General features: G+C 42.4%; 18 protein-coding genes, 4 pseudogenes and 1 riboswitch. Of the genes and pseudogenes, 18 read left to right on the forward strand and 4 right to left on the reverse strand.

Annotated elements, in window-relative coordinates:
* The first annotated feature begins 46 nt into the window (after positions 1-46).
* The 3 genes and pseudogenes from JCM19033_RS08025 (at position 47) to JCM19033_RS08035 (ending at position 3,335) form a co-directional block, all read left to right on the forward strand.
* Positions 47-1,090 carry a DctP family TRAP transporter solute-binding subunit gene (locus JCM19033_RS08025; RefSeq protein WP_054635929.1) on the forward strand — a complete coding sequence of 348 codons (1,044 nt, stop codon included), beginning with the start codon at positions 47-49 and terminating at the stop codon, positions 1,088-1,090.
* Positions 1,091-1,707: 617 nt separating this feature from the next.
* Positions 1,708-2,055: a TRAP transporter small permease gene (locus JCM19033_RS08030; RefSeq protein WP_054635930.1), complete on the forward strand. Its 348-nt coding sequence runs from the start codon at positions 1,708-1,710 to the stop codon at positions 2,053-2,055.
* 1 nt (position 2,056) lies between these two features.
* A pseudogene (locus JCM19033_RS08035) lies at positions 2,057-3,335 on the forward strand (TRAP transporter large permease).
* A 274-nt stretch (positions 3,336-3,609) separates the two neighbouring features.
* On the opposite strand, the gene JCM19033_RS08040 reads toward JCM19033_RS08035, so the two are convergent.
* Entirely contained in the window at positions 3,610-4,467 is an 858-nt protein-coding gene (locus tag JCM19033_RS08040) for a patatin family protein (protein ID WP_054635931.1), read from the reverse strand.
* Positions 4,468-4,753: 286 nt separating this feature from the next.
* Positions 4,754-5,443 (reverse strand): patatin family protein, encoded by a 690-nt coding sequence (locus tag JCM19033_RS08045; RefSeq protein WP_306301280.1) that lies wholly within the window; start codon positions 5,441-5,443, stop codon positions 4,754-4,756.
* Between the two features lie 312 nt (positions 5,444-5,755).
* On the opposite strand from JCM19033_RS08045, the pseudogene JCM19033_RS08050 reads away from it, so the two are divergent.
* The 4 genes and pseudogenes from JCM19033_RS08050 to JCM19033_RS08065 all read left to right on the forward strand — a co-directional run bounded on the left by JCM19033_RS08050 (position 5,756) and on the right by JCM19033_RS08065 (position 8,070).
* Positions 5,756-6,825 (forward strand): annotated as a pseudogene (locus JCM19033_RS08050) (type III polyketide synthase).
* A 9-nt stretch (positions 6,826-6,834) separates the two neighbouring features.
* Positions 6,835-7,383 (forward strand): isoprenylcysteine carboxyl methyltransferase family protein, encoded by a 549-nt coding sequence (locus tag JCM19033_RS08055; RefSeq protein ID WP_157049795.1) that lies wholly within the window; start codon positions 6,835-6,837, stop codon positions 7,381-7,383.
* A 230-nt stretch (positions 7,384-7,613) separates the two neighbouring features.
* On the forward strand, positions 7,614-7,868 hold the full coding sequence (locus JCM19033_RS08060) for a spore germination protein (RefSeq protein ID WP_054635933.1): 255 nt from the start codon (positions 7,614-7,616) through the stop codon (positions 7,866-7,868).
* A 16-nt stretch (positions 7,869-7,884) separates the two neighbouring features.
* Entirely contained in the window at positions 7,885-8,070 is a 186-nt protein-coding gene (locus JCM19033_RS08065) for a hypothetical protein (RefSeq protein WP_054635934.1), read from the forward strand.
* Positions 8,071-8,086: 16 nt separating this feature from the next.
* Here the strand turns inward: JCM19033_RS08065 and JCM19033_RS08070 are convergent, their stop codons facing one another.
* Positions 8,087-8,392 carry an Hsp20/alpha crystallin family protein gene (locus tag JCM19033_RS08070; protein WP_198153450.1) on the reverse strand — a complete coding sequence of 102 codons (306 nt, stop codon included), beginning with the start codon at positions 8,390-8,392 and terminating at the stop codon, positions 8,087-8,089.
* Complete coding sequence (locus JCM19033_RS24175; protein WP_198153451.1) at positions 8,358-8,528, reverse strand: hypothetical protein; 171 nt, start codon at positions 8,526-8,528, stop codon at positions 8,358-8,360. The genes JCM19033_RS08070 and JCM19033_RS24175 overlap by 35 nt, the downstream gene beginning before the upstream one ends.
* Before the next feature lie 142 nt (positions 8,529-8,670).
* Between JCM19033_RS24175 and gerPC the strand changes: the two genes are divergently transcribed.
* From gerPC to purF, 11 genes and pseudogenes are all read left to right on the forward strand, one after another.
* Positions 8,671-8,934 carry a spore germination protein GerPC gene (gene gerPC, locus JCM19033_RS08075; RefSeq protein ID WP_054635936.1) on the forward strand — a complete coding sequence of 88 codons (264 nt, stop codon included), beginning with the start codon at positions 8,671-8,673 and terminating at the stop codon, positions 8,932-8,934.
* Between the two features lie 87 nt (positions 8,935-9,021).
* Positions 9,022-9,552, forward strand: coding sequence for a DUF2179 domain-containing protein (locus JCM19033_RS08080; protein ID WP_198153452.1), 531 nt, complete (start codon positions 9,022-9,024; stop codon positions 9,550-9,552).
* Positions 9,553-9,844: 292 nt separating this feature from the next.
* The gene (locus JCM19033_RS08085; RefSeq protein WP_054635937.1) at positions 9,845-10,072 is read left to right on the forward strand and encodes an NETI motif-containing protein; all 228 of its coding nucleotides are present in this window, start codon (positions 9,845-9,847) and stop codon (positions 10,070-10,072) included.
* A gap of 104 nt (positions 10,073-10,176) precedes the next feature.
* Positions 10,177-10,278, forward strand: a riboswitch (purine riboswitch).
* A gap of 175 nt (positions 10,279-10,453) precedes the next feature.
* A complete protein-coding gene (gene purE / locus JCM19033_RS08095) occupies positions 10,454-10,939 on the forward strand; it encodes a 5-(carboxyamino)imidazole ribonucleotide mutase (protein ID WP_054636011.1) in 486 nt (161 codons plus the stop codon).
* A pseudogene (gene purK, locus JCM19033_RS08100) lies at positions 10,936-12,062 on the forward strand (5-(carboxyamino)imidazole ribonucleotide synthase). The gene purE and the pseudogene purK overlap by 4 nt, the downstream one beginning before the upstream one ends.
* 118 nt (positions 12,063-12,180) lie before the next feature.
* Positions 12,181-13,476, forward strand: a complete 1,296-nt coding sequence (purB, locus tag JCM19033_RS08105; RefSeq protein WP_054635939.1) for an adenylosuccinate lyase — start codon at positions 12,181-12,183, stop codon at positions 13,474-13,476.
* An 89-nt stretch (positions 13,477-13,565) separates the two neighbouring features.
* A complete protein-coding gene (gene purC / locus JCM19033_RS08110) occupies positions 13,566-14,285 on the forward strand; it encodes a phosphoribosylaminoimidazolesuccinocarboxamide synthase (protein ID WP_054636012.1) in 720 nt (239 codons plus the stop codon).
* Positions 14,278-14,529 carry a phosphoribosylformylglycinamidine synthase subunit PurS gene (gene purS / locus JCM19033_RS08115; protein WP_054635940.1) on the forward strand — a complete coding sequence of 84 codons (252 nt, stop codon included), beginning with the start codon at positions 14,278-14,280 and terminating at the stop codon, positions 14,527-14,529. The genes purC and purS overlap by 8 nt, the downstream gene beginning before the upstream one ends.
* Positions 14,526-15,209, forward strand: coding sequence for a phosphoribosylformylglycinamidine synthase subunit PurQ (gene purQ, locus JCM19033_RS08120; RefSeq protein WP_054635941.1), 684 nt, complete (start codon positions 14,526-14,528; stop codon positions 15,207-15,209). The genes purS and purQ overlap by 4 nt, the downstream gene beginning before the upstream one ends.
* A pseudogene (gene purL, locus JCM19033_RS08125) lies at positions 15,193-17,420 on the forward strand (phosphoribosylformylglycinamidine synthase subunit PurL). Before purQ ends, purL begins: the two are co-directional and overlap by 17 nt.
* Positions 17,396-18,817 (forward strand): amidophosphoribosyltransferase, encoded by a 1,422-nt coding sequence (gene purF, locus JCM19033_RS08130; RefSeq protein WP_054635942.1) that lies wholly within the window; start codon positions 17,396-17,398, stop codon positions 18,815-18,817. The pseudogene purL and the gene purF overlap by 25 nt, the downstream one beginning before the upstream one ends.
* Positions 18,818-18,840 lie beyond the last annotated feature (23 nt).

Consider the following 18,840-nt stretch of genomic DNA (forward strand, 5'->3'; position numbering starts at 1 on the left):
TTTATACGCGGAAGAGAATAAATAAAAATAAGGAAGTGGTGAGCCGATGAAAAAGTGGATAGCGTGTATAGGGGCAGGAACTTTACTAACGGTTGCAGGTTGTGGGAACGGCGGGGAGGAAGTGGACCAGGAAGCGGCAGAGGGTTCTACAGGTGGAAATGGCGGGAGTGATGAAGAATTCACTATTGGCGTTACTCATACGGTTCCTGAAACAGGATCTACCCATCTAGGCATGGAGCGTTTTAAGGAACTTGTTGAAGAGAATACAAACGGGCAAGTTACAGTGGAAGTTTATCCGAACGGCCAGCTTTATGCGTCAGAAAGAGAAGCAATTGAGGCAGTCCAGTCAAGAAACATTGAAATGACTGTTACAGCTTCTGCTCCTGTGGCTGGATTTGACAGTAAATTCTTAGTTCTGGATTTACCATTCTTATTTCCGGATCATGAGACCGCCTATGAAGCTCTAGATGGAGATTTTGGACAAGAACTGCTTGACCGTCTTCCAGACGTTGGATTAAGAGGGTTGGCCTATGGGGAGACAGGTATGCGTCAAATTACCAATAACAGCCATCCCATTGAATCGCCAGATGATTTAGATGGATTAAGTATACGAACAATGGAAAACCAGGTGCACATTGAAACGTTTAATGCCTATGGAGCCGATGCCTCACCGTTTGCTTTTGGCGAACTTTATAGCGCTTTGCAGCAAAATATTTATGATTCTATGGAAAACCCTATTAATTTGATTGATCAAATGAATTTTTATGAAGTACAAGAATACCTTTCAATCACCAATCATGCATACACGGCAACGGTAGCATTTATTAATGATGACTTTTTTATGGACATGCCCGAGGAGTATCAAGGAATTGTACAAGATTCCGCTAGAAAAGCTCTTGATTATCAAAGAGGACTTGCAAGAGAGCAGGATGAAGAGGGCCTAGAAGTCATTCAGGATCATATGGAAATCAATGAACTCACAGAAGAACAAATCAACTCCTTTATTGAAGCTTCAGAGCCTGTATATGAAATGTTCCAGGATGATATTGGTGAAGACCTCCTAGAGCAGGCACGTTCCTTCAGCCAGTAATATTGTTCCCTATCCTTTGCCATGTCATTGCTTTGTTTTATTTGTTTTTAAAACCTTCTTATTAATTTTTTCATCAAAGAATTGTGGTGTTTGCTGTCAGCTTCTCCTTGCTCCCTTCTGAATCCATTGTATGGACGCTGAGCCCATTAGTGGTACTGCAGAACTGGATACCTGTTTACATCCAAAGTTTTGAAGCTACCAAGCATCCACAAGGAGGTTTGTTGTAACTGTGCCCTAGCCAGAGATGGAGTGGTGCAAAAGCTTTTTATAACTATTGGGCGGGGAGAAAATAGGAGCAGGTTTCCATCAGGCAGAGTCAGTAGCACCGACTGATTCTTCAATAGAAAGGAAGAGAAAACCGGACTTGGCTGGATGATAGTTGTTAAAAATCACTATATATTCTTTTGCAGAGCCTTTTAAGAAGTAAAAAAGATTGCCTGTTAGATGGAGGGGAGCTAGGAAAGGGGGAAAGGTAATGTGGAGGATATTAGATGAAAGATTTGAAGAGATAATCCTTGTAACAACAATGGTAATTATGGTTTTCACAATATTTGCTCAAGTATCTTCGATTTGTTTTAGGCAGTTCGTTTAGCTGGGGAGCTGAGCTGGCCCGGTACATGCACATATGGCAGGTATGGATGGGAGCAAGTTTAGGCATTCGGCGCCAAGAACATGTGCGAATAGACGTGTTTGTTAATAAGTTTCCTCCGATGGCGCGGGTGGTTATGGATATAACTGCATTGCTTGTTTGGTTTGGTTTTGCAATGTTCCTTGCTATACAGGGGACAATCTATATAAATGGTATATTTGAGAGCGGTCAACGAAGCCCCTCATTAGAAGTTCCTATGTGGGTTCCTTATTTAGCAATTCCACTTGCAGGTCTGCTTATGGGAGTACGCCTTGTGCAGCAAATTATAAAAAGAGTAAGAGCTCCTTATGAAGTGCAGGGAAAGGGGGAGATGTAGTGTGACCATAGCAATTTTATTTGGGTCATTTTTCTTCCTGGTTTTAATCGGGCTTCCTATTGCTCTTTCATTAGGAGCTGCTTCTCTCTTAACTATTGTGTTAACAACAAATATGCCCACGAATACAATCATCCAAAATGCTTTTACTTCTTTGGACTCCTTTCCGTTAATGGCTATACCGTTTTTTATTTTAGCTGGGGCACTCATGAGCAGCGGAGGAATCTCCAGAAGACTGCTTGACCTGGCCAGTGTTCTAGTTGGCTACTTAGTTGGTGGCCTTGCCATGGTTACTGTAGTAGCGAGCATGTTTTTCTCTGCGATTTCAGGTTCAGGCCCTGCTACTGTAGCAGCAATTGGTTCTTTTATGATTCCCTCAATGAAACAAAGGAATTATGGTGAAGGGTTTGCAGCGGCAATTACTGCAGCTTCTGGTTCAATAGGCGTCCTGATCCCCCTTCTATTCCTTTTGTAATGTATGGGTGGTAGGGAGTGTCTCAATCGGCTCTATGTTTTTGGCAGGTATCCTTCCAGGTATTATTTTAGGGTTTTGTTTACTAATAGTAGCATATGCCATCTCGAAGAAAAATAAGTATGTAGGTACAGGTAAACCGCCAACATTTATGGATGTACTAAAAGCGTTAAACGAAGCAAAATATGCTCTTCTCATTCCGGTCATTATCCTGGGCGGCATTTATGCTGGAATATTCTCCGCTACTGAATCCGCAGCAGTGGCGGCTGTATATGCTTTATTTATTGGAGTGTTTGTATATAAAGAGTTGAATATTAAAAGCTTATACCAAAGCATAGCGCAAGCAGCTATTACTAATTCTACAACCGTTATAATCATTGGCTTCTCTATATCTTTTGCTTATTTAATGACAATGGAAAGAATCCCGAACACAATTGCTGACTTTATTGTAGGGATTTCAGAGAGCCCTATTATTATTATGTTAGTGATTAACGTTTTTCTTCTTATAGTAGGAATGTTTATAGATACCATTTCAGCATTGGTTATATTGACGCCTATCCTTTTACCTGTTGTTACTAATATCGGGATTGATCCTGTCCATTTTGGAGTGATTTTAGTGACAAACCTTGCAATTGGATTTATTACACCGCCTCTTGGCGTAAATCTTTTCGTAGCGTCAGGAGTAGGAAAGGTACCTTTTGAAAGTATCTCTAAAGCAATTATTCCTATTTTTCTAGTAATGATTATTGCATTGTTAGTTATCACTTATGTCCCAGAACTATCAACCTTTATACCAAGTTTAGCCGATTAATGATATGGTTGATAGCAAAAGAAATGAAACATGCAGACACCTTTTCTTATTTCGGAGATTTAGTACTTTAAGTATATAAGTGAATATAGCTCCTCTTTCACGATATAGTGTCAAAACGTTTTGTTGCTAAAAAATATGGTGATTGAAATGTGAAAGTAAAAAAGGACTTAGCTTGTGGCAATAGAGTTTAATATTCTTTACCTAAAAATAAATCATCATTAACCAGAAAGAGAGTGTCCCCAAAACTAAGACTTTTGGGGACACTCTCTTAGTGTTATGAAGGCAGGCAGGAATTAAATTGAGGCAGACGGGAAAACAAGGCTTTAGCATCCGAGTACCCGGCTTCGTATAAAGCAGTGAGCTTCTCCTGGCTTTTCTCTGTACGGCTGATTGACACCTCTCTAGAAGGTCTTAGCACAAAGATCTTACCTGTTTCTTCAAGTTCGTCAATGTAATTGAGGGTACGATTATAGAGCTGATGCCTGGTTTCTATCGTTTCAATTAGATTAGGATACTTGCGCAGCAGTTTGTTTGTCACTCGCTGCATTCGTGATCCTTTCTTTCTGTACCCTTTTTCACGAGTAAGAATTACAATGTTTCTTTTGTATCCTGCTTCTTCTGATTTTTTTATTGGTATGGGGTCTGCAACTCCGCCATCAACAAGCTCTCTTCCCTCATAATTTACAACAGGTGAGAGAAGGGGAATGCTGCTGGAAGCACGCACAGCATTGAGTAAATCGTCACATTGGCTGCTTTTAATGTAATAAGGCTTGCCGGTTCTGCAGTCTGTCGTTCCTATAACCAGCTCTTGATCGCTTTCTGCAATTTCCTTAAAATCCAGTGGAACAATTTTAGTAGGGATTTCATCAAAGAGAAAGTTCATGCCAAACAAACTTCTTTCACGAAGGAGGTTCCGAAAGCCCAGAAACCTTGGATCATTTACAAGCCCAATGTTAACTTGCTTGTTTCTTCCGTGCTGGCGGGATAAATAGGAGCAGGCCATAGATGCTCCTGCTGAGACACCTACAATGTAAGGAAAATGAATATTATGGGTTAAAAAGTATTCCAGAGCTCCGGCTGTATATAGACCGCGCATGCCCCCTCCTTCTAAAACAAGACCTGTATCTTTCATACGCTTTCTCCTCCCGGTTACTTCGATTCCTGTAATGAATTGTATCAAAAGCATGGAAAGAGTGTAAGGAAAAGGTGGTCAGCAGCCCAAAGGAAGGTAATTAAATTTTTTCTGCTCACAAATAAAAGCCGGGCTCCAAATTCTGCCCGGCTTAAACAGTGTCTCTGTGTTTACTTTGCAATAGCCGCTGCTTTCCGCTCAAGCCATGGCATGATGTCTTCATAAGAGCTTTTGGCATCCTTATAACCAGCTTCATATAAGGAGGATAATTTTGTTTCATCCTTTTCTATAAAAGTGATACAGGCTTCCTTGAGGGGCGGAGGACTTTGATTCTTCCTTCTTCTTCTAGTTTTTCGACCTCTTCCATTGCCTGATTATAGCGAAGGTGACGGGAGAAGATTGACTGAATCAATTTTTCGTGCTGAGGATATAGCTTTTCCGCCAGCTTTTTTAATTTGTAAGGCTTTTTTCGATAGCCTTTGGGTTGAGTAAGAACAACAAGGTTCTGCTCAAACCCGTCGTTAAATGCTTTGCGGAGAGGAATGGGGTCAGCGATTCCCCCATCAAGAAGCTCTTTTCCCTTAAATTGTACCATAGGAGCGATAAAAGGAAGGCTGCTTGAAGCGCGAACAGCATCCAATAGCTCTATGTCATCAGAGTGATCAATGTAATATGGTTCGCCTGTTTGGCAATCAGTCGTTACAATAACAAACCGTTCCGGGCAAGTTGAAATGCTGGTTACATCTAAGGGCTCAATTTTGGTAGGTACTTCTTTATAGATAAAATCCATGCCAAAGAGGCTTCCTTCTTTAAAAAGGTTTCGGAAGCTTAAAAAACGAGGGTCTCTAACATGGTCAATTCCCACTTTTCTATTTCTGCCTTTTTGTCCTGAAAGGTAGGAGCAAGCGTTAGAAGCGCCGGCGGAAACTCCTATGACATAGGGAAATCGTATATTTGAATCCAGGAAGAATTCCAGGACCCTGCTGTATAGGCGCTTCGCATGCCGCCCCCTTCTAGAACAAGACCCGTGCTGTCCATATACCAGAACTCCTTTTAGATTGGTTGGTGAAGTTTCTCGGGATTATGCATAAGGGGAATCAGTGTCGCTTAAACCGAGAGAGTATTCTCTTTATATAGGAAAAAACCTGCTTATATTTTACTTCCCGTTCTCTCTATCAGCAAACGTCAAATTTCTTAGTTGCTTATTAAAAGAATCTTACGAGTTTATCCTTTAGCACGCGTGGGAATGAATGAAGCAACAGAGGTGAAAATCAGAGGATGTGAGGTCATGCCGGTTATCCGATCGGTCAGCACAGTGGACTTGCCCTGCCAGGTATCTCAGCAAGACACCATGAGGGTAGTAAGAGAAATGTTTAAGGATCATTTCTATGACATCGACAGGTTATTAACGGTGTTTGGGAATGGACAAATAGAAAATCGAAATCTGGTAAAACCGTTAGAGTGGTTTACAGATGATCACAGCTTTCAAGAGAGAAATGATATATATATAAAAGAAGCAGTCAGTCTAGGAAGTGAGGCGGTCACCTGTTGTCTGAAAGAAAACGACGTTACTGCTAAGGAGATCGACGCTATTATATATGTCTCAAGTTCAGGACTTGCCACACCCTCGATCGAAGCCAGAATTATGAATATGCTGGCGTTTCCAGCTCATACAAAACGTATTCCCCTTTGGGGCCTCGGGTGTGCCGGAGGCGCTGCAGGAATCAGCAGAGCTCATGAATATTGCCTGGCTTATCCTGGGGCACGTGTTCTGGTTTTATGTGTTGAATTATGCAGCCTGACCTTCCAAAGAGAAGATACTACCAAAAGCAACCTGATTGGCACTTCTCTTTTTTCCGATGGAGTGGCCTGCGCGTTAATAGAAGGGGATCAAATTGAAACAAACGAAAAGAAGGAAAAGGCTTACCCCAATACGAAGGCAGTCCAATCTACATTGATGAGAAATTCCGAAGATGTGATGGGATGGGACGTAAAGGACAATGGTTTAAATGTGATCTTTTCAAGGGATATTCCAAGCATAATAGAATCGTGCTTAAGCCTAATGTAGAAGAATTCCTGTTAACAATCGGCAAAACGGTTGAAGAGATTTCCTACTTTGTTGCCCATCCTGGAGGGAAGAAGGTACTCACTGCTTACGAAAAGGCAATGTCCTTTACAGAGGCAAAAACTGAGGATTCAAGAAAAGTATTAGCCCACTATGGAAACATGTCTTCTCCGACTGTATTGTATGTACTTAAGGAAACCATGAATAAACAGCCGGTTGCTGGAGAAGAAGGACTGCTGACAGCGTTGGGTCCGGGATTTAGCTCTGAGCTTGTATGGCTTGAATGGAAGTGAGGAAGTGAAATGGTGTTCTTCAGTATACTTGTAGCAATTGTAATTATTCAGCGCTTGATTGAGCTGCTGTATGCCAAAAGAAATGAGAAATGGATGAAAGCAGAGGGGGCGGTGGAATACGGAAGCAAGCATTATCCGTTCATTGTTCTGCTTCATGTTTTGTTTTTTGTATCTATACTTATTGAAGGAACTATTAATGAAGGACAGACAGGGCCAGGCTGGTTTTTCTTTTTCCTTTTATTTATTGCCGCTCAAGTGATGAGGGTGTGGGCTTTGGCTTCTCTAGGGAAGTTTTGGAACACTAAGATTATAGTCCTCCCTGGGGAAAACAAAGTGGCTAAGGGGCCTTACCGGTGGGTGAAGCATCCGAATTATATCGTGGTGGCAACTGAAATTGCAGCACTGCCTCTTATATTTGGTGCATATTTTACAGCAATCGTTTTTACGATATTAAATGCTCTCTTGCTTTTGGTTGTTAGAATACCTGCAGAAGAGAAGGCGTTAACTGCACTGAAGCAAGAACAGGCTGAACGTAAGGTTTCGGTTTCCAGAGAGTAGAGGCTGGGATAAAATTGTCACACCTAAGCAAATCTCTAATTATCTTCTTTTGATAATTGTACTCCATTAGAGTCATTCTCCTGGTCGAAACCAATTGAATACTGAACACAAAACATGAGCTCTCACTAATGGGAAGGACTCTTCTCTTTAGGTGGGAGCCTTTTTGTATTTCACATATACTGGGCAATAACATATACTGACCATAACTTGGCTGAAAAGGGTGTATGTGTATGCCAGTCATCAATAACATTTTTAATATCAAAATAAACAACATCTCTTCAAATGCATCGGTAAACTTTGGGAATGCTGTTCATGAAGGTCATAACGTAAATGATAAATCACAGGGAACAAATACTGCGATCGGAGACCTTTCTCCTCTGTCTGCCTGGAACAAAAACCAGCTTCTTGATCCAGATGTGAATGATATGGTTGCAAACGAGCCGGAATTCCTTACTAAAAGTGTCAATTCAGCTAAATCTATTTAAGGAGGAATAACCAAGAGTGGTAAAAGTCTCTATCTTAAATTTAAAGGTGGATAGCATTTCAACCAATGCATCTCTCAATATTGGGAAGACGCTCATTGTGCAAAAGCCTCCAGAAGAAAATGATGTTGAGGAGCCTGAGGCTGTTGACGACGTATCCCCGCCGCCGCCGGGTCCCCCTCCTCCAGCACCTCCCGCTGTCTAATTCAAGAAGGCCATCCTTAACGGGATGGCCTTCTTCGGTATTGAACAGGAACATGGTCTTGATATTTTTCTTCATTCGGTTTTCTTGGCAAACGTATGGTGAGCAGTCCGTTTTCGTAGGCTGCATTAATGCCTTCCGCATCTACTGGAAAAGGAAGGTCAACAGTACGGTGGAAGTTTCCGTGATTCAGTTCAGTCTGGATAGGGCGGCTATCCTCAGGTTCTTTCCAGCGTAAGGTTCCTTTAATATAAAGTTTATGAGGGTCCACTGACAGTCTAACGTCTTTTTCACTTTGAAGGCCGGGAAGACCCATGATAATCATCGCTTCCTTTTCCGCCTCGTACACATTTAAATAAGGACTTGTGCTGCATGACCTCAGAGAAGTCGGTCCAAAAGTCTTCATCAAGAACCTTTTCGGCATACTTTTGCCATTGCATCATTTTTTCAAAAGCATTCATAACTGTCCCCTCCTATTAATAAACTCCGCAGTCATCTATGGTCTAACATTTTATGTCGTGAAAGGTAAAGGCGTTCATATAGTTATATAGAAGAGAAAGATTGGATGATCAATTCCCGCTCAAAGCAGTTTGGAGGATCCTAATGTATATAGACCTTTACAGCTGGGCTCAACATATGGAAAAGCGAATCAAGAAGCTGGAGGAAGAGAATGAGGAATTGCGTAAGCAAATAGAGGCAATGAACAAAACGACAATTGAAAATGTTAACTATAAGATTCAGGAGCTTCACGTAAAGGAATTAAAGGGAACCTTAAATATTGGGTGGGCTGGAAAAGCCTCGCCGGAAGAAGTGGAGGATTTGCTGCAGGATATTACGATAGATAGTGAAAATAAAGACGATAATTGACGAAGGATTATGGCTTCCCTGCACTTTTATTTTTCATGATATATTTTTTTGAAATAATGAGAAGGCGGGGTGTTGTGATTGCTGGATATGCTGCTTAATAATGCAGTCACAATGATAATAATCATTCTAATTATTAACATTGTATATGTAACCCTTTTTACGATTCGAATGATTTTTACCTTAAAAGGTCAGAGGTATTTTGCAGCTAGTGTAAGTATAATAGAAATTATTATTTACGTCATTGGATTGGGGCTTGTATTGGATAACCTGGACCAGATTGCCAACCTGATTGCATATGCGATAGGATATGGCACAGGAGTAATCGTTGGAATGAAAATTGAAGAAAAGCTTGCACTTGGGTATATAACCGTAAATGTAATTACGAAAGAATACGAGCCGGATATCCCGAACGCATTAAGAGACAAGGGGTACGGGGTGACAAACTGGGTAGCATACGGAAGAGAGGGCGAACGCCTGATGATGCAGATCTTAACATCCAGGAAATCGGAAGCGGTATTGTATCAAACAGTTAAGCAGCTGGATCCAAAAGCTTTTATTATTTCTCATGAACCGAAAGCTTTCTTTGGAGGCTTTTGGGTTAAGGGTGTTAGAAAGTAAGCGTGACAGTTTGTTACATTTTGTTGCAGATGTTCGATACGATGCTCTCATGGAGCTAAAGGTACACGTGCGACATCAATATATGCTTTACAACATTACAACATTCGCAATTCACGGTTTTTTATGCCTCGATCATTGCCTGCACCCTAGGGAAAACCACTCTGCGACGGCTCATACTATTTTCCGAGGACGTCTGCGTTTATCACAATCAAATGACTCATAAAAAATTGGGCTTTAACAGAGCCTTTTAAAAAAAGATCAGCAAAGAACATTCAAGGGAGTGGCATAGAAAATGGCTAAGAAGAAGCAGCAAAAACAGCAGAACAAGCAGCCCGACAAAAAAAAGTTTGAAGTGATGGAAACGGAAAGCATAGCAGAGTGCCTTCAAAGGATGGACAAAGAAGGATACAGGCCGGTGAGAAGAATGGAAGAACCGATTTTTGAAGAGAAGGAAGGAAACGGTACGACAGAAGTTATACCTGTGAGGCAGTTAGTTATTTTTGAAGGGAAAAAGAAGTAAAAGGCGAACGTTTATAAAAACATAAGAAAAAATGTTCGATTTTTGTTGACAGATCTTCTTCCATCTTGTTACTATAAAGCTGAAGAAAATGACTGAATTCATAAAAAAGAAATTTCATATATCCTCATATATCATTGGGAATAAGGCCCAAAAGTTTCTACCCGGTGACCGTAAATCACTGGACTATGGGGGGAAGCACGTTGGATTACAGGTAGTGAGGCCGGCTTTTGCCGGTCAAAGAAATAACTACTGCAAATCTTTCGTTAAAAAAGCCCCGGGAACCCGGTCTGCTTTCTCTCGTAAGAAAGGGACTTATTTTTCGGGGTATTATTATGTAAAAAAAAGGAAATTTAATTGTTGAAAAATGAAGGAGGAACCTTCGTGGCACCTTTAGTCGGGGTAATTATGGGAAGTACGTCAGATTGGGATACAATGGAGCATACCTGTACCATACTCGAGGAATTACACATACCATTTGAAAAAAAAGTAGTCTCCGCACATAGAACACCTGATTTAATGTTTGAGTATGCAGAACAGGCTAAAGCCAAAGGATTGAAAGTAATCATTGCTGGAGCTGGCGGAGCAGCCCACCTTCCAGGAATGGTCGCTGCAAAGACCTCTCTCCCAGTCATAGGAGTTCCCGTTCAATCTAAAGCACTAAATGGTCTGGACTCATTATTATCAATTGTACAAATGCCAGGTGGCGTGCCGGTGGCAACTGTAGCCATTGGAAAAGCGGGAGCCACGAACGCAGGCCTTCTTGCGGCCGAAATGATTGGAGCATTTGACGAGGGAGTAAGTGAAAGACTGGAGCAGCGCAGAGAAGAGATAAAGAATACAGTGCTAGAAACGAGTGACACGCTATGAGTAAAGTGATTATACCTGGTCAAACAATTGGGATACTTGGCGGCGGACAGCTCGGCAGAATGATGGCTCTATCTGCCAGGGAAATGGGATACAAAATTGCTGTAATGGAACCGAAAAAGAATTCGCCAACAGGGCAGATTGCAGACGTAGAGGTTATTGCTTCCTACGATGATCAGTCGGGTGCCAGGGAAATGGCAGAGCATTGTGATGTCTTCACCTATGAATTTGAAAATATTGAAGCGGACACTGCAGGTTTTTAGAAAGTCATCTCTACCTCCCGCAAGGAAAGGACCTTCTTTTTATCACCCAGCACAGAATACGTGAAAAAAAAGCTATTCAAGAAGCCGGGGTGGAAGTTGCTCCTTATAAGGAGATTACTTCTTTAGAGGACCTGGAGGCATCCATCCAGGAATTAGGACTTCCTGCAGTCCTTAAAACCTGCCGAGGCGGTTATGATGGAAAGGGACAAGTGGTCATTCAACAGGCTGAAGAAGCTGAAAAGGCTTATAGCTCTTTAAAGGAATCAGGAGAGCTTGTGCTTGAAGCGTGGATTCCATTTAAGAAAGAGATCTCTGTGATCGTTACACGGAGTACGAACGGCGAAACAGCAACATTCCCTCTGGGAGAAAACATTCATGTACATAATATTCTCCACCAAACGATTGTACCGGCAAGAGTGGAGGCCCAGGTTAAGGACAAAGCAGAAACAATAGCTCTTCAGCTGGCAGAGCATATAAAACTCGTCGGTACACTGGCAGTAGAAATGTTTTTAACAGAAGAAGATACCATTTATGTGAATGAGCTGGCTCCCAGACCTCATAATTCAGGACATTACACGATTAATGCCTGTGAAACGTCACAGTTTGCCCAGCACATCCGTGCCATCTGCGGTCTGCCGCTTGGAAAAACAGATCTTTTAAAACCAGCGGTTATGACAAATATTTTAGGTGAAGATCTTCCAAAGGTATTAGACCACGTTCAAGACATTCGAGATGCACATCTTCACCTTTACGGAAAAGAAGAAGCTCGTCCCCAGAGAAAAATGGGGCACATTACTGTAATGGGTGAGAGTGTGGAAGAGGCATTAGGCCGGACCAGCAACCTTGGACTTTGGAATAAGTAAAAAAGAGCGTATGCTTATTATAGAGAAAAGTAGTAAGGAAAGCTGAACAACCCAGGATACCTGAATGGTCATTTTTCTATAAACCATGTAAAAAGAGAGACAGAGTGGAGGAAGTCACATGATTGAACGTTATACACGCCCGGAAATGGGATCAATTTGGACAGAAGAAAATCGATATAATGCCTGGCTCGAGGTTGAGATTGTAGCCTGTGAAGCGTGGGCAGAGCTTGGTGAAATCCCAAAAGAAGATGTAAAGAAAATTAGAGAGAACGCAGGATTTAATGTGAACAGAATTCACGAAATTGAGGCTGAAACCCGCCACGATGTTGTTGCTTTCACAAGAGCGGTTTCAGAAACTCTCGGAGATGAACGTAAATGGGTTCATTATGGGTTAACCTCAACAGATGTTGTTGATACTGCCCTTTCTTATTTGTTAAAGCAGGCTAATGAAATCATCCAAAAGGATCTGGAGAATTTCATCGATATACTTAAAAATAAAGCTCAAGAGCACAAGTACACTGTCATGATGGGAAGAACACATGGTGTCCATGCAGAACCAACAACCTTTGGACTTAAGCTTGCTCTCTGGTATGAAGAAATGAAAAGAAACCTTGAACGTTTCAAGCACGCGTCCGAGGGAGTCCGGTTTGGAAAGCTTTCAGGTGCTGTTGGAACCTTTGCAAACATTCCGCCATTTATAGAAGAGTTTGTTTGTGACAAGCTTGGACTTGAGGCTGCACCTATTTCAACCCAGACTCTGCAGCGTGATCGTCACGCTCATTACGTCGGAACACTTGCTTTAATCGCCGCTTCCATTGAAAAGATGGCCGTTGAAATCCGTGGGCTGCAAAAAAGTGAAACCCGTGAGGTAGAAGAGTTCTTTGCTAAAGGCCAAAAAGGCTCCTCTGCTATGCCTCATAAGCGTAACCCTATTGGTTCTGAAAATATGACCGGCCTTGCTCGTGTCATCCGGGGCCACATGGTGACAGCTTACGAAAATGTACCTTTATGGCATGAAAGAGACATCTCGCATTCATCTGCAGAACGAATCATATTGCCAGATTCCACGATAGCCCTGAACTATATGCTGAATCGTTTCGGAAATATTGTAAAAAATCTTACTGTATTCCCTGAAAATATGAAGGCAAACATGGAGAAGACCTTCGGACTGATTTATTCTCAGCGTGTCCTTTTGACTCTGATTAACAAAGGGATGGTCCGTGAAGAAGCCTATGATTTAGTTCAGCCTAAGGCAATGGAGGCGTGGGAAAAAGGAGTTCCTTTCCGCACCCTCGTGGAGCAAGAGGAAAAGATTACCTCTGTTCTTACTGAAAAAGAGATTGATGACTGCTTTGACTATAACCACCATTTAAGCCAGGTAGATACGCTGTTTAAAAGAGTAGGCCTGGAATAGAAAATATTATGACTGAAGGAAGTGTTCCAGGCTTCCTTCAGCAAAAAAAGACTTTTTATTTTGAAATTTGGAAAAAGGGGCGTTCATCAGTGGAAAAAAGAGGTCTTCTTTATGAAGGGAAAGCAAAAAAGCTTTTCGTAACCGACGATCCTTCTCTCTTGTGGGTAGAGTACAAAGATGAAGCAACAGCGTTCAATGGTGAGAAAAAGGACAACATGACAGGCAAAGGACGGTTGAATAATGAGATCTCAAGCATTTTATTCGATTCACTGCATGCCGGCGGAATAGCGACTCACTTTGTTCAAAGGTTATCTGAAACTGAACAGCTAGTGAAAAAGACAGACATTATTCCACTTGAAGTAGTGGTCCGTAACATTGTTGCCGGAAGCTTGAAGAAAAGAACCGGAATGTCTGAAGGAGAAGAGCTGGCTCCAGCCATTGTTGAATTTTACTACAAGGATGATGACCTGGGAGATCCGCTTATTAATGAAGATCACATCAGAGCGCTGCAGGCTGCTACTGCCGAACAAGTCAAGGAACTGAAAAAGCAGGCTCTTGAAATCAATGAAACATTGAAATCATACTTCTTGGAAAATGATCTCCTGCTTGTTGATTTCAAGCTGGAATTTGGAGTGACCCAAGAAGGAACAGTTCTTTTGGCTGATGAGATTTCACCTGACACATGCCGTTTATGGGACAAAGATACAAAAGAGAAGTTTGATAAAGATCTATACCGCTTTGGTATCGGGAGCCTGCAAGATGGTTACAGCGAGATATTAAAAAGACTGGGAGGCGCAAAACATGGTTAAAGTGCATGTCTACGTTACATTAAAGTCCGGAGTATTAGACCCTCAAGGAAGTGCTGTAAAGAACTCTCTTCATACGTTAGGGTACAACGAAGTGCAGGAAGTTAAGGTCGGGAAGTTCATGGAGCTTACTGTGGAAAACGGCGAAAACCTTGAAGAAAGAGTAAAGGAAATGTGTGAGAAACTTCTCTCCAATCCGGTTATTGAAGATTATTCCTTTGAAATTGAGGAGGTTGTCTCTTCATGAAGTTTGCAGTCATTGTTTTTCCAGGGTCAAACTGTGATTCAGACATGTACCATGCCATTAAAGATGAACTAAAAGAAGAGGCTGAATTCGTTTGGTATACCGAGAAGAGCGTGGCAGATTATGATGCCATTTTAATTCCAGGAGGCTTTTCATACGGCGATTATCTGCGCTCAGGAGCGATTGCCCGTTTTGCGCCGATTATGGAGAGTGTTATTAAGGAAGCTGAAGCAGGTAAACCAGTTCTAGGTGTATGCAACGGGTTTCAAGTGCTTCTTGAAGCGGGTCTTCTTCCTGGAGCAATGAAAAGAAACAAAGACCTTAAATTTATTTGCAGGCCGGCTGATCTAGTTGTTGAAAATAACCGTACGTGGTTTACCTCGATGTATAAGGACAAAGAAGTGGTTTCCATTCCGGTTGCTCATGGTGAAGGAAACTATGAGTGTGATGAGCAAACACTAGAAAGTTTAAAAGAGAACAAGCAAATTGTATTTACCTATAAGGATGACATTAATGGATCAAGAGAGCAGATTGCAGGGATTTCTAATGAAAAAGGAAATGTACTTGGCATGATGCCTCATCCAGAGCGAGCAGTTAATGAAATATTAGGAAGCGCTGATGGATTAACGCTGTTTCAATCTTTGTTAAAAAACTGGAGGGAATCACATGTCCTTACTTCTTGAGCCGTCACCAGAGCAAATTAAAGCAGATAAAGTCTACCAGGAGATGGGATTAACAGATAAAGAATTTGCCATGGTGGAAAAGATTCTCGGTCGTCTGCCTAACTATACAGAAACGGGACTTTTTTCCGTCATGTGGTCCGAGCATTGCAGCTACAAAAATTCCAAAGTCCTCCTTAAAAAATTCCCGGTCAGTGGCGAAAAAGTATTGCAAGGACCTGGAGAAGGGGCCGGAATCATTGATATTGGCGATGAGCAGGCGGTAGTTTTTAAAATTGAAAGCCATAATCATCCTTCTGCAATTGAACCTTACCAAGGAGCGGCTACTGGCGTCGGCGGAATTCTTAGGGATGTATTTTCCATGGGAGCCCGTCCGGTTGCCTTATTAAATTCACTTCGTTTTGGGGAACTTACTTCTCCTCGTGTTCGATATTTATTTGAAGAAGTAGTGGCCGGGATTGCTGGCTATGGCAACTGTATGGGGGTTCCAACTGTCGGCGGAGAAGTTCAGTTTGATCCGTGTTATGAAGGAAATCCGCTGGTAAATGCCATGTGTGTCGGCCTCATTGACCACAAGGATATTCAAAAAGGACGAGCAGCGGGTGCTGGGAATACAGTCATGTACGTAGGTGCAAGCACAGGAAAAGACGGCATTCACGGAGCGACGTTTGCTTCTGAAGAGTTAAGTGAAGAATCGGAAAGCAAAAGACCCGCAGTTCAAGTGGGAGATCCTTTTATGGAAAAGCTCTTGCTTGAGGCTTGTTTAGAGCTTGTTCAGCTGGATTCTTTGATCGGGATTCAAGACATGGGTGCTGCAGGCTTAACATCTTCTTCAGCAGAAATGGCGAGCAAAGGCGGATCAGGCATTGAAATGAACCTTGACCTTGTTCCTCAGCGTGAACTGAATATGACACCATACGAAATGATGCTTTCAGAATCTCAAGAACGAATGCTTCTCGTTGTCAAAAAAGGACACGAACAAGAAGTGAAAGATATTTGTGCAAAGTGGAATCTTCTTGCAGCTGAAATTGGTACGGTGACAGAGGATAAAAACCTTCGCTTAATTCATAAGGGCGAAACAGTGGCGGACGTGCCTGTAGATGCATTGGCAGAAGATGCACCAGTGTACCACCAGCCATCAAAAGAACCTTCTTATTTTAAGAAATTCCAGGAAAAAGAACACAGTGTTCCTGCTGTTGAGAGTATTGAAGATACGTTTTATCAATTGCTGAAGCGGCTACAATCGCCAGTAAAGAGTGGGTGTATGATCAGTACGATTACATGGTGCAGACCAATACCGTTGTTCACCCGGGATCTGATGCAGCAGTCATTCGTGTAAGAGACACAAACAAGGCTCTCGCCATGACAACTGATTGTAATTCCCGCTATATTTACCTTGACCCGGAAGCTGGCGGAAAGATAGCTGTGGCAGAAGCGGCAAGAAACATTGTTTGTTCAGGGGGAGAGCCCCTCGGAGTGACTGATTGCTTAAATTATGGAAGTCCTGAAAACCCGGAGATTTTCTGGCAGCTCGAAAAATCCACAGATGGGATGAGTGAGGCTTGTCGTGAATTGCATGCGCCTGTAATTGGAGGAAACGTCTCCCTTTACAATGAAACGAAAAAAGGTGCGGTCTACCCAACTCCGGTAGTAGGGATGGTTGGTTTAATAGAAGATCTTTCTCATATCACCACCCAGACCTTTAAAACTAAAGGAGATCTAATTTATTTAATTGGTGAAACAAAAGCAGAATTTGGAGGCAGTGAACTTCAGCAAATGCTTGATGGATCCATTTCCGGGAAAGCTCCTCACATTGATTTGGAAACAGAGAAGCTTCAACAGGAACAGCTGTTAAAAGCGATTCGCACCGGAGTAATCGCTTCAGCCCATGATGTGGCAGAAGGCGGATTGGCAATTGCTTTAGCGGAAAGTGTGATGAACACAGAATTAGGAGCTGAGGTTGCCATCGAAGGAGATACTGTGACCCAGTTGTTTGCTGAAAGTCAATCCAGATTTATTGTAAGTGTGAAGCCTGAAGATAAAGCTAAATTCGAAGAGATTGTTAGAAACAGTACACAAATTGGTGAAGTGACCGGTCAGTCAATGTTAAAGGTACAACAACATTCTGGAGAAGTAGTGCTGCAGGCTTCCACGAAAAAAGTGGAGGAGGCCTGGAAAGGAGCTATTCCATGCTTGGTGAAATCAAAGGGTTAAATGAAGAGTGCGGTGTTTTTGCAGTTTGGAATCATAAGGATGCAGCCCAGATTACCTATTATGGACTTCACAGTCTGCAACATCGTGGACAGGAAGGTGCAGGGATCGTGGTCAGTGACGGGGACAAGCTGTCAATCCACAAAGGGTTAGGACTAGTAACAGAAGCAATTAAAGAAGGAGACCTCGAAAGACTGCAGGGGCACGCTTCTGTCGGCCACGTCCGCTACGCTACAGCGGGCGGCGGCGGTCTTGTAAACTGTCAGCCATTGCTATTTCAATCTCAAACAGGCGGTCTTGCTGTTGCTCATAACGGAAATTTAGTGAATGCCAATGGACTAAAGCATCAGCTTGAAGGACAGGGGAGCATTTTTCAATCTACTTCAGATACGGAGGTCCTCGCCCACCTGGTCAAAAGAAGCGTGTATCCAAGGCTCGAGGATAAAGTCACCAATGCCTTATCCATGATTAAAGGAGCATATGCCTTTGCGGTCATGACAGAGAACAAGCTGATGGTTGCTTTAGATCCAAATGGCCTGCGCCCATTGTCCATAGGTAAAATTGGAGAAGGGTATGTCATTTCTTCTGAGACCTGTGCTTTTGATGTTGTGGGTGCTGAATATTTACGTGAAGTACAGCCTGGAGAACTTATAACCTTTGATGCTGATGGCATGCACTCAGAAATTTTCTCTTCCTCTTCTGCTCGGAGCATTTGCAGCATGGAGTATATTTACTTTGCCAGACCTGATTCTAATGTAGATGAGATTAACGTCCATAGTGCCAGGAAAAACCTTGGAAGACAATTGGCACAAGAACTGCCTGTTGAAGCTGACGTTGTAACCGGCGTACCTGATTCCTCCATTTCTGCAGCGATCGGTTATGCTGAGGAAGCTGGCATTCCTTATGAGCTTGGCCTCATAAAAAACCGCTATGTGGGCAGAACATTTATCCAGCCTTCTCAGGAGCTTAGGGAACAGGGAGTGAAAATGAAGCTATCTGCTGTCCGAGGCATTGTAGAAGGAAAGAGAGTGGTCATGGTAGATGACTCGATTGTGCGCGGGACAACAAGCAGACGTATTGTAAAGCTATTAAAGGATGCAGGAGCGAAAGAGGTACACGTGCGGATCAGTTCGCCGCCAATTACACATCCTTGTTTTTACGGTATTGATACATCTACCAAGTCGGAGCTCATTGCATCAAGTCACTCGGTTGAAGAGATGAGAGAAATGATGGGCGCTGACAGCTTGTCCTTTTTGAGCGTCGATGGGATGTTAAAAGGAATTGGACGCAAGCAGGAAAGTTCAAGCTGTGGCCAGTGTCTTGCGTGTTTTACTGGAAACTATCCGACCGAAATTTACCCGGATACTCTTCACCCTCATGATAAAGTATTGAACAGTTAAGAATGTAATGACAAGGAGGCCTA

The organism is Thalassobacillus sp. C254, from assembly GCF_001310615.1.